Origin of the sequence: Streptomyces akebiae (assembly GCF_019599145.1) — a bacterium.
Lineage (GTDB): Bacteria > Actinomycetota > Actinomycetes > Streptomycetales > Streptomycetaceae > Streptomyces > Streptomyces akebiae.
Window position 1 is genome coordinate 5,521,084 of the sequence record NZ_CP080647.1, and the last position, 15,235, is coordinate 5,536,318.

General features: G+C 71.2%; 13 protein-coding genes. 9 read left to right on the plus strand and 4 right to left on the minus strand.

Annotated features, from left to right (window positions below):
* Positions 1 to 46 precede the first annotated feature (46 nt).
* Positions 47 to 2,320 carry a HelD family protein gene (locus K1J60_RS23795; RefSeq protein ID WP_259407884.1) on the plus strand — a complete coding sequence of 758 codons (2,274 nt, stop codon included), beginning with the start codon at positions 47 to 49 and terminating at the stop codon, positions 2,318 to 2,320.
* Positions 2,321 to 2,567: 247 nt separating this feature from the next.
* On the opposite strand, the gene K1J60_RS23800 is transcribed toward K1J60_RS23795, so the two are convergent.
* The 3 genes from K1J60_RS23800 to K1J60_RS23810 all read right to left on the minus strand — a co-directional run bounded on the left by K1J60_RS23800 (position 2,568) and on the right by K1J60_RS23810 (position 5,984).
* Positions 2,568 to 3,464 carry a nitroreductase/quinone reductase family protein gene (locus K1J60_RS23800; protein ID WP_220647948.1) on the minus strand — a complete coding sequence of 299 codons (897 nt, stop codon included), beginning with the start codon at positions 3,462 to 3,464 and terminating at the stop codon, positions 2,568 to 2,570.
* A 578-nt stretch (positions 3,465 to 4,042) separates the two neighbouring features.
* Positions 4,043 to 4,642: a DinB family protein gene (locus K1J60_RS23805; protein ID WP_220647949.1), complete on the minus strand. Its 600-nt coding sequence runs from the start codon at positions 4,640 to 4,642 to the stop codon at positions 4,043 to 4,045.
* A 436-nt stretch (positions 4,643 to 5,078) separates the two neighbouring features.
* Positions 5,079 to 5,984: a GNAT family N-acetyltransferase gene (locus K1J60_RS23810; RefSeq protein WP_220647950.1), complete on the minus strand. Its 906-nt coding sequence runs from the start codon at positions 5,982 to 5,984 to the stop codon at positions 5,079 to 5,081.
* 355 nt (positions 5,985 to 6,339) lie between these two features.
* On the opposite strand from K1J60_RS23810, the gene K1J60_RS23815 reads away from it, so the two are divergent.
* From K1J60_RS23815 to K1J60_RS23835, 5 genes are all read left to right on the plus strand, one after another.
* Complete coding sequence (locus K1J60_RS23815) at positions 6,340 to 7,779, plus strand: IS200/IS605 family accessory protein TnpB-related protein (RefSeq protein WP_317619725.1); 1,440 nt, start codon at positions 6,340 to 6,342, stop codon at positions 7,777 to 7,779.
* A 444-nt stretch (positions 7,780 to 8,223) separates the two neighbouring features.
* Positions 8,224 to 8,754, plus strand: coding sequence for a hypothetical protein (locus tag K1J60_RS23820; RefSeq protein ID WP_220647951.1), 531 nt, complete (start codon positions 8,224 to 8,226; stop codon positions 8,752 to 8,754).
* Positions 8,755 to 8,967: 213 nt separating this feature from the next.
* Complete coding sequence (locus tag K1J60_RS23825) at positions 8,968 to 9,804, plus strand: DUF4097 family beta strand repeat-containing protein (protein ID WP_220647952.1); 837 nt, start codon at positions 8,968 to 8,970, stop codon at positions 9,802 to 9,804.
* Positions 9,805 to 10,057: 253 nt separating this feature from the next.
* The gene (locus tag K1J60_RS23830) at positions 10,058 to 11,059 is read left to right on the plus strand and encodes an ATP-binding cassette domain-containing protein (protein ID WP_220647953.1); all 1,002 of its coding nucleotides are present in this window, start codon (positions 10,058 to 10,060) and stop codon (positions 11,057 to 11,059) included.
* Positions 11,056 to 11,865, plus strand: coding sequence for an ABC transporter permease (locus K1J60_RS23835; RefSeq protein WP_220647954.1), 810 nt, complete (start codon positions 11,056 to 11,058; stop codon positions 11,863 to 11,865). The genes K1J60_RS23830 and K1J60_RS23835 overlap by 4 nt, the downstream gene beginning before the upstream one ends.
* A 458-nt stretch (positions 11,866 to 12,323) precedes the next feature.
* On the opposite strand, the gene K1J60_RS23840 is transcribed toward K1J60_RS23835, so the two are convergent.
* On the minus strand, positions 12,324 to 13,103 hold the full coding sequence (locus K1J60_RS23840) for a hypothetical protein (RefSeq protein ID WP_220647955.1): 780 nt from the start codon (positions 13,101 to 13,103) through the stop codon (positions 12,324 to 12,326).
* 297 nt (positions 13,104 to 13,400) lie between these two features.
* Here K1J60_RS23840 and K1J60_RS23845 point away from each other — a divergent pair, with 297 nt between their 5' ends.
* The 3 genes from K1J60_RS23845 (at position 13,401) to K1J60_RS23855 (ending at position 15,179) form a co-directional block, all read left to right on the plus strand.
* Positions 13,401 to 13,937 carry a helix-turn-helix domain-containing protein gene (locus K1J60_RS23845; protein WP_220647956.1) on the plus strand — a complete coding sequence of 179 codons (537 nt, stop codon included), beginning with the start codon at positions 13,401 to 13,403 and terminating at the stop codon, positions 13,935 to 13,937.
* Between the two features lie 80 nt (positions 13,938 to 14,017).
* Complete coding sequence (locus K1J60_RS23850; RefSeq protein WP_220647957.1) at positions 14,018 to 14,623, plus strand: hypothetical protein; 606 nt, start codon at positions 14,018 to 14,020, stop codon at positions 14,621 to 14,623.
* Between the two features lie 211 nt (positions 14,624 to 14,834).
* Entirely contained in the window at positions 14,835 to 15,179 is a 345-nt protein-coding gene (locus tag K1J60_RS23855; protein WP_220647958.1) for a DUF2516 family protein, read from the plus strand.
* Positions 15,180 to 15,235: the final 56 nt, after the last annotated feature.

Genomic DNA, 15,235 nt, shown 5'->3' on the forward strand with positions numbered 1-15,235 from the left:
TCGGTAATAAATTTAACTCGGTTGCATTTTTGGTACGCTCGGCGGAATGATGCCTCGCGACCCCGCCGACCCCCCTGCCGACCCCGCCGGCGACCCCACCCTCCTCCAGGACGTCCTGGCCCACGAACGCGCGTACCACGACAACTGCCGTGCCGCGCTCGCCGCCATGGTCGAAGGGGCGGGCGAGCAGGTCGTCGTCGGCGAGGACGTCTCCGCCTCGGGCGCCGACGCGGAGGTGCTCGGGTATCGGCTGCGCAGCCGAGCCAAGGAGATGCGTGAGCTGCCGGAGGGGCCGCTGTTCTTCGGGCGGCTCGACTTCGCCGCTCGGGCGCGGAGCGACCACGCCGGGCAGAGCTACCACCTCGGGCGGCTGCGGATCAGCGAGGACCCTGCCGTGCCGCCGCTCGTCGTGGACTGGCGTGCACCGGTTTCGCGGGCCTTCTACCAGGCGAGTTCCCGTGATCCCCAGGGAGTCGCCGTCCGGCGTCGCTTCGGGTGGGCGCCGGGGAGCCGGGGGGACTCGGCCGACCTCACGGGGCTGGAGGACGAGCACCTGGAACGCCGTAGCCCCTCGAACGGCCCCGGCCCCGGCCCCGGCCCCGAGTCCGGCCCGGAGCCCGACGCCGACGCCGACGCCGACGTCGGCACTGGCACGTCGTCCCCGGGCAGCCTCCTCGCCGCCGAGATCGAGCGGCCTCGGCTCGGTCCGATGCGCGACATCGCCGCCACCATCCAGCCGGAGCAGGACGATCTGGTGCGGGCGGATCTGGCGACCTCCGTCTGCGTGCAGGGCGCCCCCGGCACCGGCAAGACGGCCGTCGGCCTGCACCGCGCCGCGTACCTGCTCTACACCCACCCCCAGCGCATCCGTCGCGGCGGACTGCTGATCCTCGGCCCCAACCGCACGTTCCTCTCGTACATCGCGGAGGTGCTGCCCGCGCTGGGCGAGACGGGCGTACGTCAGTCGACGGTCACGGACGAGATCGCCCGGCACGAGGTGAGGGCGGAGGACGACGAGCGGGCGGCGGTGGTGAAGCACGACGCGCGGATGGCGGAGGTGCTCCGACGAGCGCTGTACGCCGGCGTCGCGGGCGGCGGCGGGTCCGGGGACCGGTCGGGGCGGGGGGAGGCGTCGGAGCGGGGGGAGGCGTTCGGCTCCCTAGTCCTGGCGGAGGGCTCGCATCGCTGGCGGGTGGCCGGGGACGAACTTCGGCGGATCGTGGCGGACGTACGGGCCGAGGAACTGCCGTACGACGTCGGGCGGGAACGGGTCCGGGCACGGGTGGTCCGGTTGCTGCGGGACCAGGCGGAGCGGCGGGCCGGGCCGCGCTCGAACGCCTGGCTGTACCGGATCTCGCGGTCGCGGCCGGTCGGCGCGTACGTCGACGCCGTATGGCCGAAGGTCCGGCCGGAGGAGGTCGTGGCCCGGCTGCTCGGGGACCCGGAGGTGCTCGCCGACGCGGCGGAGGGGCTGCTCGACGCGGACGAGCGGAAGGCCGTCGGCTGGGCGAAGCCCCCGCGTACCTGGCGGTCGGCCCGCTGGTCGGCCGCCGATCTCGTCCTCCTCGACGAGGTCGCGGGGCTGCTCGCCCACCCCGACGGCTACGGCCATGTCGTCGTCGACGAGGCCCAGGACCTCTCCCCGATGGAGTGCCGCGCGATCGCCCGCAGAGCGGCCTACGGCTCGGTGACCGTCCTCGGTGACCTCGCCCAGGGGACGACCCCGTGGGCCGCCCGCGACTGGCGCGGCCTCCTCTCCCATCTGGGCAAGCCGGACGCCCAGGTCGTCCCTCTGACCACCGGGTTCCGGGTGCCGCAGGCCGTCGTGGCACTGGCGAACGGGCTGCTGGGACGCCTGGGGGTGGACGTGCCCGCCGCCCGGTCCCTGCGCAGGGACGGGGAGTTGCGGATCAGGAGGGTGGGGGGTGGAGGGGGAGAGGGGGCGGAGACCGGGCCGGTCACGGTCGGCCAGTGGGTTCTGGGTGAGGATGTCGTCGCCGAGGCCGTGGCCGCCGTGCGGGACGCGCTCGCGGATGAGGGGTCCGTCGGGGTCATCGCGGCCGATGGACCCGACGTCGTACGGCTGTGGCAGGCGCTCGACGAGGCCGGGATCACCGCGGGTGGCCCGGACGAACCGCAGGCGCGGGTCACGGTGTTGGGGGCGGGCGTCGCGAAGGGTCTGGAGTACGACCATGTCGTGGTCGTCGAACCGGCGGCGATCGCGGCCGCCGAGGAACGGGGGCTGCACCGTCTGTACGTCGTCCTCACCCGGGCGGTGTCGCGACTGGACGTGGTGCACGCGCGTGCGTTGCCGTGGTGACGGGGGCGGGAACGGGGGCGGGGGCGGTGCGGCGCCCGGGTGGGGACGGCTGGGGCGGGCGTGGCGGGCGTGTTACCGGAAGGCGGCGGAGTCATGACCGTACCGGCACCTCGGTGATCGAGGTCGTGGCTACGGTGAGCGGGTGCCGGTGAGCGGCGGCGCGAGCCCGATCTCCCTCCCCCCAGGGGGCTCGTGCGCCGCTCGCCGGTGGTTCACGCGGTCCGACGGACCCGCTTGCGCGCCCCTCTCACGAGGCCGCGGTCTCGTCCTCGCGCCCTGCCGCCCACTCCGCGGGTTTCGTCGCGGCCTCCAGGACCGGGATCAACTGCTCCTCCTCGTAGGTGAGATGGGCTTCGAGTTCGTCGATGAGGCGCTCCATCTCGGGGAGCACGGCAACGGGGTCGGCGTTCTCGGCGGTCACCACCCGGCGCAGATCCTCGACGAGGGCGGCGATGCGCTCATGCTCCTCGTGCAGGCGGGCCAGGGTCGGGGCGAGCTCGGGGTGGCGTTCGCCGAGGAAGGGGAACAGGCCCATGCCCTCGCCGGTGTGGTGGTTGTGCAGGCCCTGGCAGAAGGTGAGGCAGTTGACGCGGAGCTGGGCGCCGAGGCCGGCCCTGCCGCCACTGGCAGTCAACTCCTTCTTGATCAGGGCGAGTTCGCGGCGGAAGGCGTCATGGACGACCTTGAGTGCCTCGCCCATGGAGTCGGCGTTGACGTTCGGCGGTCCGGCCACGGGCACCTCGCGCAGGGCGACGACCGGGATCGTACGGTCCGTCTTCGCCTGGTACTCCGCCCACCCCGGATCACCCTCGACGGCCCGCGCGAATGCCCGGTCCCGCTCCTCACCCCGCAGTACGACGGCCTCGGCCTCGTAGGTGAAGGCCCCGGTCTCCACGGTGACCCGGGGGTGGGCCGTGATGTTCCGGTACCAGTCGGGGTGGTGGGGCGAGCCCCCGGCCGACGCGATGACCAGGATCGTGCCGTCGCCGTCGGGGAGGTAGCCGAGGGGAGTGGTGTGCCGGTTGCCGGTGCGGGCGCCGGTGGTGGTCAGGAGGATCAGACGGGCGCCTTCGAAATAGCCGCCGACCTCGCCGTGACGGGCGCGGAATTCGTCGATGACTTGCTGGTTGAAGGGGTTGGGCATTCTCTGCTTTCGGTGGACGGCGACGTGGTTCGTCGCGGAATTCGGGCATGGGTGATTGCCGCGGCGCGCGGGTCAGCACATTGCCGACAGGAAGGCGTGCCGACGGAATGCGTGCCGACGGAACGCGTGCCTGCGGAATGCGTGCCGACGGAAGCTGTGTTGAGGGAGCGCGCGTCGGCGGAATGCGCGGCGTGATACGGCGCGCTGTCGTTGTCGTGTGATACGGCGCGCTGTGGTGTGGTGTGGTGCAGCGTGAAGGGGGAGTTCGACGCGCGCGCAGCAACACCGAGGAAGGAGAAGGGTGTTGGAGCAAGATGTTAGGCGCGCGGAACTTCAACGGGCGGGCTCCTGGCCCGCCCCGGCCTCACTCGGAGGCCGGGTAACCCATCCGCTCACGGCTCAAGGCCGACCCGGCAGTCATACGCCCACGATAAGGGGTCGTGATCGGGCCGGGCAATGCGTATTCGGCCGGAATTCCGGCCGATTCTCAAGAACTTCGGGGCACGCCTGTGGATTCGTCGTGAGCCGTGCCTGCGGGTGCGGTCTCGGGCCGTGCCGCGCCCCTTCGCGGGCGCGGCTCACGCCTTTCCGTCGGCCTCCTTGGCCGCCCGTTCCAGCCGCTCTCGATAGTCCTCCCACCACGCCGGGTCGTGCGACGGGATGCCGGTGTTGCCCTCGTTCATGCCCACCACGCCGTCGATGAGTTCCCGGAGGATGTCGGCATGCCCGGCGTGCCTGTGGGTGTCGGCGATCACGCGGACGACGGCGTGGTGCAGCGTCACCTCGTCCCGGTCGTCGGGCCACCACGGCACCCGGCCGACGGTGTCCAGCGGCAGCGCGTCGATGGTCGCGTCCGCGTGTGCCCAGGCCCGGCGGTAGAGGCCCACGATGTCCTCGCGGGACTCGGCGGCGGTGACCCACATGTCCGCGTTGGGCTCGGCGTCGTCGTCGAGCCAGGGCAGTGGCTCGCCCGACGGCCGCCCGAAGGTGTCGCCGAGGTAGCCCAGTTCGACACTGGCGGTGTGCTTCAGGAGCCCCAGGAGGTTGGTGCCGGTCGGCGTCAACGGGCGGCGGGCGTCGTACTCCGACAGCCCGTCGATCTTCCACAGCAGGGCGTCGCGGGCGGATTGCAGATAGTGGTGGAGGTCGGCCTTGGCGTCCGTGTCGGCGGCGGTCATGGCATCAGTCTCCCGCCCGCACGATCTTTGTCCACCACCTTTCCCACCTCACGGCCCACCGGCTTCCGGCCTCCACCGCACTCCGGTTCCCAACGTCCAACCGCCCTCCCGCCGGTCAGGAGGCTCATGGCGCGGATCGGATCCTGCCGACCTGGAGGCCAGGGGCTGGATCTACTGGCGCAGGACCAAGACCCCGGCCTCCCTCGGCGCCGAGCTGGTGCAGGAGATCGATCCCGGGGCCCAGGCCGTCAAGCGCGGGATGGAACAGGAGCGCGTGCGGAAGAACGTCAGGCCGGCCCAGGACCCGCCCTTCCGGGTGGACCTGGACGGGGGCACGGTACACATCCGCCGACCAGGTCCTCCGCAGGCCTCCGGCGCACACGAACCCCGCCCACCCGCAGGCCCGTTGCCGGGAGCTCCGTAGCGCGCGCGATGCTCAGGCGGCCTCGGCCGCGGCCTCGGGCTCGGGCGCGGCGGACGAGAAGTCGTACACCGTGAAGTTGGTCAGCAGGACGTATCCGAGACGCTGGTACAGGGCGTTGCTGGTGGGGTTGCCGGGGTCCGTGAAGAGCACGACCTCCTTCGCGCCCGCGTCCAGCGCGGCGCGGCTCGCCTCGACCGTGACGGCCCCCGCGTAGCCACGACCCCGGAGGTGGGCCGGGGTGTAGACGGGATCCACCCTGACCATGCCGCCGACGATCGAGGTCGAGGCGGCCATGGAGACGGGGGTGCCGTCCGGGGTCTCCCAGAACGTGTAGTTCCGGTCGCCGAAGCGGGAGTCGGCCCAGGCGCCGGCGTCGATCAGGTCGATCGAGTACTGCTCCCCGACATCGACGCAGAACTCCCGGCACCAGCGGATGAGGTGCTCGCGCTCCTGTTCGCCCACGAGGCGACCCCGGCCCTCCGGGAAGGGGTCCGGTGGGGTGAGCGTGCCGAGACGGTAGAGGTGCAGCCGCGTGGTGACCACCGGCTCCGCGCCCGTCCGCCGCTGCCAGGCCTCGGCGAAGGTGGTCGACGCGTCGTGGTCCGCGCTGACGCCGGGAACGGGGTGACTCAGGTCCGCCAGGCGGGCGGCGAGCGCGTCGGCCTGCTCCCGGGTGACGGAGGTGAGGCTCAGGGGGCCGGTCGCGGCGCGCTGGTAGAAGCCGGCGTGGACCTCCCCGTCGCGCTCCAGTCGGCCGAAAACGGGTGTTTCGGTGTGCGTGTGCTTTCCGTTCGCTCGGTGCTTCTCGGTCACCGTCAGCTGCATGGTGTGCAGGGCGGGGCGCGAGCGCAGAAACTCCCCGGCTCGGGAGAGGAACTCGTGGACGTCTTCGGTGAGGTGCCAGTCATCCGGGCGCATGCCTCATGATTTCCCGCGCTGCCGAGATGCCTCGTGCTTTTCCGCCAGGGCGAGGGTTTGGAGCTGCTGCTGGAGTGCGTTCAAAGGTGTTCAGGTGAGCGGGAGTGAGTGTGGGTGGTCTGTGTCGTGTCATGTGGTTCGGCCGTGGTGTCGGTTGCAGTGAGGAACTGGCGTTCTCTCATCGAATGCGTGACCTTCCTGGGCGGCGCTCGTTTCCCAGGGCGACGGGATCTTCGGGTGGGGCCGGGCGGGGGTGACGGGGTGGGTGAGCTGAGGAGTGTGGCGGCGTCGTTCATCGCGTCCGGTCCCGGTGGGGTGGCTGTCCAGACCCGCCTCAAGCACCTGACGTCGGACGATGAGAAGGTGCTGTGTCTGGTGGGCGGGCAGTATCACCAAAGCCACGCACGACCAGTGGGGGCTGGCCCGTCGCTGCCAGCTGGCGCACCTGCAGAATCTGGAAGCCGGTATCCGCACGATCGAGCACCGGCTGTCCTTACCGGTCGGGCAGATGGGGACCAAGCGGGCGCCGGGGGGCTATCGGTCGCGGGGGGAGTGGCATGCGAAGTCGCGGCGGCTGCGGGTGCTTCAGGACCGGCTGGCTGCCGCGCGGGCCGACCGCGAGGCCGGGATCGTGCACGTGGTGCGCGGCGGCAAGCGCCTGGCCCGCACCCGCCACCACCTGGACGAGGCCGGGCTCACGGAGGCCGCGTGGCGCCGGGGCTGGGAAGCCCAGCGCTGGTTCTGCCAGGCGGACGGCGAGTCCGGCAAGCGCTACGGCAACGAGACCATCCGTGTCAGCCCCGGCGGCGAGGTGAGTATCAAGCTGCCCGCGCCGCTCACGCGGCTGGCGAACGCCCCGCACGGCCGGTACGTCCTGGCGAGCCGGGTCACGTTCGCGCACCGAGGCGCCGAGTGGGCCGACCGCGTCGCGGCGAACCGGGCGATCGCCTACCGCATCCGCTACGACACCAGCCGGGACCGCTGGTATCTGACCGCCTCCTGGCAGATCCCACCCACCCCTGCCCTCCCCATCGAGGCCGCGCTCGCGCACGGCGTGGTCGGCGTCGATATGAACGCCGACCTCCCCCACGCTCGGCTTCGCTCGCGCGGGGGGACCCCCACCGCCGCCTGGCGCCTCGACCGGCACGGCAACCCGACCGGCAGCCCGCGCCGCTTCTTCTACGACCTGACCGGCGCCGCCCAGCACCGCGACGCCCAGGTCCGCCACGCCCTCACCCGCCTGCTGCACTGGGCCCGTACCTGTGGTGTGAAGGCGATCGCGGTGGAGGACCTGGACTTCGCCGCCGAGAAGACCCGGGAGAAACACGGACGACGTAAGCGGTTCCGCCGGCTGATCTCCGGCATGCCCACCGGCAAACTCCGCGCCCGACTGGCCTCGATGGCCGACGCCACGGGGATCGCGGTCATCGCCGTCGACCCGGCCTACACCAGCCGCTGGGGCGCCCAGCACTGGCAAAAACCCCTCACCAGCACCACCACCCGCCACGAGGCTGCCGCCGTGGCGATCGGAAGGCGCGCCCAGGGACACCCGATCCGGCGACGGACGACACCGCCCCCACACGACCGGAGTGATGCGGTGGGGCATCGGACCGTCCAGGCCCGACCAGGTGTTCCCGGGCGTGAGGAACCCCGCCCCCGCATCCCCGGACCACGGACACGATCCGTGCCGCCCGGACGCGGAGCGAACGCGGGCAACCAGAACGCCCAACACCGTCCGGGGCGTTCGGCCGAGCACGAGACCTGGCAACAGGACTCACTCCCGCTCAGTCCCTAGGAACGGTTCAAGGCCTCCATGAGAGGCAGCTCGGGGCGGGACCGTCGGCGCCACGGGGGACGGGGTGGCGGGCGAGGATGCCACCCCGATCGTTGTCCGGAAAACGACGGACCGTGGGTGACGCCACCTTCCCGAAGACGCGCTACGCCACGCCGGTGCCGCCGTCATGGCGCACCATGGCGCCGCCCCGGCGGCGTCTCGTGGCGCCATCAGGCGCCATCAGGTGTCATCCCGTGTCGTCCGGTGTCACGTGGTGCCGGTGGGGGCGATCGCCGACTATCGGAGGTGCATTTGGGATCCGTCGGCGCCTCGTCGTGTGCCGGGCATCGAAAGGCGCCTGACCTGCGATGGGTGCATCAATCCTGCCCTGCCTGTCGCGCCGTCGGCATCCCGCCTGCGCCACTCCGGCTTCACATGGCGCCATGCGTGTGCCATGATGGCGTCATGGACCTCACGCCCTACGTCGACCGCCTCCGCCAGGAGCTCGTCGTCGCCGCCGAGGCCGGCGGTGACGAGGCCCGTGCGCTGGCCGAGCGCCTCGTCGCGCCCCTGGACTCCGCCGCCCGCCTCACCCTTCTCACCGCCCTCTCGGCAGCGATGGGCGAGGTCACCCGAGAGCTGGCTCCGGGCTCGGTCGACGTACGACTCCGCGGCGCCGACCCGGAGTTCGTGGTGACCCTGCCGTCCACGCCGGCCCAGGAGGCGCCCGCGCCCTGGGTCGAGGCACCCGCTCCGCCTCCCTTGCCGGAGAGCGACGACGGCGCCTCGGCCCGTGTCAACTTCCGCCTCCCGGCCCACCTCAAGGCTCGTCTGGAGGAGGCGGCCGGTCGCGAAGGGCTCTCTGTCAACGCCTGGCTGGTCCGTGCCACCTCCGCCGCCCTCACCCCGGGACCCGGCGCCCGCACGGGCCCGCCCCCCGCCCCCGCGCCGAACCGCGCGACCGGCGACCGCAACTTCACCGGCTGGGTCCGCTGAACCCCTGGAGCAGGGCCCCGGGGCCGACCACTCGCGGCCATCCACTCGCATGCGCACGCGTATCCGCACCACTGGAGCCCTCCGCATCCGTATCGCCACCCGCACTCGTAGAGCCACCCGCACTCGTAGAGCCACCCGCACTCGTACCGGTACTCGCCCTTTAGCCCTCACGCCACCCTCACTCACCCCTCCAGAGAGGACGGGAGATCCGTCATGCCCTCTTACGACACCCCCAAGGCGATCACCGCGATCGTCGAGTACTCCATCGGCAGCACCCGGATCATCGCCTCCGACCGCACCGACACCGTCGTCGACGTCCAGCCCGCCAACCCTTCGTCCGACGCGGACCTCAAGGCCGTCAGCCAGACGAAGGTGACCTGCTCCGGCGGTGTCCTCACGGTGAAGGGCCCGCGCAAGAACTCGCCCTTCGGGAAGATCGGTGGCATCGACATCACCGTCGCCCTGCCGGCCGGCTCCACGCTGGAGGGCACCACCCAGGTCGGTGACTTCCACTGCTCAGGGCGCCTCGGCGAGACGCGGCTGAAGACCTCGGTCGGCGACCTCCACGTCGAGGAGACCACCACCGCGCTGCTGAGGAGCGAACTCGGCATGGTCCACCTGGACCGCGCCACGGCCTCGGTCGAGATCATCGCGGCCGGCCGTGTCACCGTCGGCACGGTGGAGGGCGGCCTGGTCGTCAAGAACGGCAACGGCGACACAGAACTCGCCGAGGTCACCGGCACGCTGGAGGTCTCCTCCGCCAACGGCCGCATCGACGTCGGCGCCGCCCACTCCGACGTGGAGGCCAAGTCCGCCAACGGCGGCATCCGACTGGGCCGGGTCGCCCGCGGCAAGGTCACCCTGCGCGGCTCCATCGGCGACCTGGAGGTCGGCATCCCCGAGACGACGGCCGCGTGGCTCGACGTCCACACCAAGGTGGGTGTCCTGCGCAGCACCCTGGGCTCCGCCGACGGCCCCGGGGACGCAGCCGACACGGTGGAGGTCACCGCCCGCACCTCGGTCGGGGACATCCACATCCGCCGGGCCTGACCGCTGCGGGCGACGTCGCCCGCAGCCCCTGCCCTGCCTGCCCTGCCTGCCCTGCCTGCACTGACTGCCCTGCCCTGTCCCCGTTCCGCCCCAGCACTTCTCCGCCGAGCCCGCCTCTCCTCCGCTCCCGCAGGCTCTCTGCTCGCACTCGCCCATCTCGCACTCCGCCAAGGAGCTATCTGTCATGCCCTCATCAAGTGCGTCCAGCGCGTCAGGCGCCCCGAGCGCACCGCACCCGAACCACGCCACGATCATGACCAGGACCACGACCAGGACCAGTACTGCGACCACCGGAGGCGCCACCGCCACCGGCGCCACCGGCCTCACCGCCACCGGCCTCACCAAGTCGTACGGCGACAAGCGGGTCCTGCGCGGTATCGACCTCGACATCCCGGGCGGCACCGTCTTCGCCCTGCTCGGCCCCAACGGCGCGGGCAAGACCACGACCGTCCAGATCCTGTCGACGCTCATCGCCGCCGACTCCGGGACCGCCCGCCTCGCCGGTTACGATCTGGACGGCGAACCCGACGCCGTACGCAAACTCATCGGTGTCACCGGCCAGTTCGCCGCCGTCGACAACCTCCTCAACGCCGAGGAGAACCTGATGCTCATGGCGGACCTGCACCATCTGTCCCGCCGCGAGGGCCGACGCCGCGCCGCCGACCTGCTTGCGCGCTTCGATCTCACCGAGGCGGCCCGCAAGCCCGTCGCCACCTACTCCGGCGGGATGCGTCGCAAGCTCGACCTGGCGATGACGCTGGTCGGTGACCCACGCATCATCTTCCTCGACGAGCCCACGACCGGCCTGGACCCGCGCTCCCGCCGCACCATGTGGGAAATCATCCGCTCCCTGGTCGACGAGGACGGCGTGACGATCTTCCTCACCACCCAGTACCTGGAGGAGGCCGACCAACTGGCCGACCGTATCGCCGTGCTCGACGGCGGGAAGCTGGTCGCCGAAGGTACGGCGGAGGAGCTCAAGCGGCTGATCCCCGGCGGTCACATCTCCCTCAGGTTCGCCGATCCCGAGGCCCTGGAACTGGCCGCCTCCCACTTCACCGCGACCGCCCGCGACGACGAGGAACTCACCCTCCAGATCCCCTCCGACGGCACCGTCCCCACCCTCCGCGCGGTCCTGGACATCCTCGACGACGCCGGCGTCACCCCCGAGGCGCTCGCGCAGCACACCCCGGACCTCGACGACGTCTTCCTCACCCTGACCGGCGACAAGCAGCAGCAGGAGATCTCCCGATGAGCAGCGTCAGCTACGCGGCCCGTGACTCCGTCACCATGTTCCGCCGCAACTTGAAGCGCGCGATCCGCTACCCGTCCGTCGTCGTCACCATCGTGATGATGCCGGTCCTCTTCCTGCTCCTCTTCAACTACGCCTTCGGCGGCGCACTCGGAGCCGGCATCCAGGGCTCGCAGGCGCCGCAGGGCGACGACGCCGACTCCATCGCCTACATCGACTACGTCGCACCCGGCATCATCCTGATGACGGTCGCCACCGGCTGCATCGGAGCCGCCCTCAGCGTGTGCATGGACATGACCGAGGGCATCGTGAACCGCTTCCGCACCATGTCGATCTCACGGGCCTCGTTCCTCACCGGCCACGTCCTGGGCAACCTCGTCCAGACCGTCCTCGGCGCCGTCGTGGTCACCGGCATTGCCCTGGCCATCGGCTTCCGACCGAACGCCACCGCCCTGGAGTGGCTCGCCGTCCTCGGCCTGCTGACCGTCCTGGCCCTGGCCCTGACCTGGCTCTCGGCAGGAATGGGCCTGGTCGCCAAGACCGTCGAGTCCGCCAGCAACTTGCCCATGCCCATCACCTTCCTCCCCTTCCTGGGCAGCGCCATCGTCCCCACCGACTCCATGCCGACCGGCTTGCGCTGGTTCGCCGACCACCAGCCCTTCACCCCCATCAACGAAACCCTGCGCGGCCTGCTGATGGGCACCGAAATCGGCGACAGCGGCTGGATCGCCCTGGCCTGGTGCACGGCCATCGGCCTCACCGGCTACCTCTGGTCCAAGTCGGCCTTCAAGCGGGGCGTCCGCAACTGACCCCGCGGAGCTCTCCGCCGCCCCCCAGGGCCCGTCCGCCGAAACCCCCAGGGTCCCGCCGCACCCGCAGAGCCCCTCCGCCGAACCGGCGGAGGGGCTCGCTGAAGCTCTGGGGTCAGTCGTTCCGGGGCGCGTCCGTGCGGGTCACGACGCGGGCAGGGGCTCGGCGTGCGGCTGCTGAGGCTGCCTGCGGCGGCGCTGCGCACCCTGATCGCCGCCCCCGGCAAGCTGACCGCCGACCGCGTACTCGCCTGACTCCCCGACGAGCCTCCGGGCGCTGACCGGAACAACTGACCGTAGAGCCGTTCCACCACAGATCTCCCACAGATCTCCCACAGATCTCCCGGCCATGCGGGTGGAGAGGATCGACGGACGCGGACCGGCCGCGCGGGTGCCGAATGCGGGACCGTCCCGCCGCCGCTCCCAGCTGCCGGAAGGAGAGACGGTCCACGCGTCGCCTATCGCACGGCGACGTGATCCCCGGCCGACGACTTCGCTCCGGAGGTGGCGTTGCCGTAGTACGTCCACCGCCACGTCCCCGGCCCGGTGGCCTTCACCGTGGTCCTGAGCGCCCCGGTCCTGCTCGATGTCGCTTTCGTGACCGTCGTGTACGAGGAGGCGCCCGCCGCCTTGAACTGCAGGCTCACCGTGCGGCCCGCGTAGCCCTGGTACGTGTGGGTGTCCCAGTTCGCCCGTGTGATCCGCCCGGTCACGGTGATGGTCTTCCCCTTCGTGACCGGCTCCGGCGAGGCGTTGACCGTGACGCGGGTGGCCCGCTTGACCTGCAGGGGGAGGTTCTCGTCGTCGGTGTCGTGGGCGTCGCCGGCGAGAAAGACCCGAGCAGCCGTTCTCCAGCTGCCGGCGTCCTCGTTCCCGAAGTCGTAGCTCTGCGGGTCGATATACAGCCATTCCACGAAGTCGCAGATCCCCTTCGACTTGTCCACGACCTTGCAGTCACTGGTGATGATGGCGCTGTGCAGCGTGTCCCCGCTCTCGAGCTTTCCTCGGTAGGGGAACACGGTCGGCCCGTAGTCGTACTTGAGTTTGGTCGTCATCCGGAAGGCCGCGCGCACCTCGACCTCCTCCTTGACCCCGATCACGATCGGCTTCCCGCCGTTCACCGTGACCCGGCTGAAGGAGACCCCGCCCTCCGCCGCCCCGGCCGGCACCGCCGCCACGCCGGTGAACACGAGCGCCGCTCCACCGGCCAGCACCGCTCTCCACGTCGTCTTCCCCATTTCCCGGCCCACCCTTTCCCTCACAGCCCGGACCGGAGCACGTAGGCGCATCGGCCGGAGACGCATCCTGGCGACTGAAGGTGGGACAGCGAAGCGCTGCGCGGGGTTGTGCGCGCCGCGGCAACGATTCGATCACCAGGGCACCGCCCTGGTCGGGCTTCCGGGAAGACGGCCCGATGGCGCACGGAGGGCTGCCACGCTCGGCGGCTCCACCATCTCGCTCAGCCACGAGTGGTGTAGCGCACTATTGCAAGCAGGTGCTTGCAATAGTTAGCGAGGGTGGGGCATGGTGGAGGCATGGCATCGCTCAACGTCGGCAATCTCGGTGAGTACCTGCGTGAACAGCGGCGGAACGCGCAGCTGTCGCTCAGGCAGCTCGCCGACGCCGCCGGGGTGTCCAATCCGTATCTGAGCCAGATCGAGCGCGGGCTGCGCAAGCCGAGCGCGGAGGTGCTGCAGCAGGTCGCCAAGGCGCTGCGGATCTCCGCCGAGACGCTGTACGTGCGAGCCGGCATCCTCGACGCCGAGCGGGACCGGGACGAGGTCGAGACGCGCGCCGTGATCCTCGCCGATCCCACGCTGAACGAGCGGCAGAAGCAGGTGCTGCTCCAGATCTACGAGTCCTTCCGCAAGGAGAACGGATTCGAGGTCGAGGTCGACGTCGAGGCCGGGGTCGCGTCGGAGGTCGGCGTCGAGACCGACACCGACCTCGGCGCCGGCGCCGGCGCCGGCACTGGCACAGCGACGGATGCCGCGGGCGCCGAAGAACCCTCGGCCCCCGGCCCTCGTACGGCCGACGGCGGCGATGCCGGTCCGCGGCGGACGGCGAGTTGATCATGACCGCGACGAAGCCGTCGAACCGGACCGGAACGACACAGAACCCTCAGCTGCAAGCAACCCGGAGGACCCTCACCATGGCCATCACCGACGACATCCGCAAGGCCGTCAGCGACCCGACCCCCTTCTACTTCGCCGCCGGCACCGCCGACCTCGCCCTCCAGCAGGCGAAGAAGGTCCCCGGCCTCGTCGAGCAGCTGCGCGCCGAGGCGCCGGCCAAGATCGACGCCGTACGCCAGACCGACCCGAAGGCCGTGCAGGAGAAGGCGACCGCCCGCGTCAAGGAGACCCAGGAGAACCTCCAGACCAAGGTCACCGAGATCATCGGCACCCTCGACACCGACCTGAAGAAGCTCGGCGAGACCGCTCAGGACATCGCGCTGCGCAGCGTCGGCGTCGCCGCCGAGTACGCGGTGAAGGCCCGCGAGACGTACGAGCGGGTCGCCGAGCACGGTGAGCAGGCCGTGCGGACCTGGCGCGGCGAGGCCGCGGAGGAGATCGAGGAGCTCGCGATCGCCGTCGAGCCGAACTCCCAGCCGGTCGAGGTCAAGGACGAGCCGACGGCCGCGAAGCCGGTCCCGGCCCAGTCCGCGCCCGCCCCCGCCGCCAAGAAGACCGCGCCGAAGAAGGCTCCCGCGCGGAAGACGACGGCCGCGAAGAAGACCACCCCGCCCGCCAAGTAAGCGGCAGGGCGAACCGCCCAGTGGGCGACATAGCCGATGACGGAGTCGGCGACAGAGCGAGGGGTACGCGTGTAGTGCCTCTCAGTACCTCGCGGTACGGAGACGGGCCGGGCACCTTTGGGGTGGCCGGCCCGTTCTACGGGTACGGTGACCGCGTGGGAGAAACGGTCGGCATTCGGAAGCGTGAACAGAACGGGCGGTGGTGGGCACCATGCTGATGAACGGCTTCGCGGGGTTCATGGGGCTGTTGCAGCTCGTTGTGATCGCTCTCGCCGCTTTCGCGCTGATCGACGCCGCGTTCCGGCGGGAGGACGCGTTCCGCGCGACGGACAAGCAGACCAAGGTGTTCTGGCTGGTCATCCTCGGCATCGCGCTCGTCGTGAGCCTGCTGTTCCCGCTCCTGTCGTTCCTGCCGATCATCGGCCTCATCGCCAGCATCGTGTACGTGGTCGACGTACGTCCCGCGGTGCGGCAGATCTCCGGCGGCGGTGGCCGGGGCGGTAGCCGAGGCTCCAGCAGCGACGGTCCGTACGGCCCGTACAACGGCGGTCGGTGACCTCCTCCGAGGGCTGCGAGGGCAGGCCATCCTCCGAGGCCGGTACCTTCCTCGGG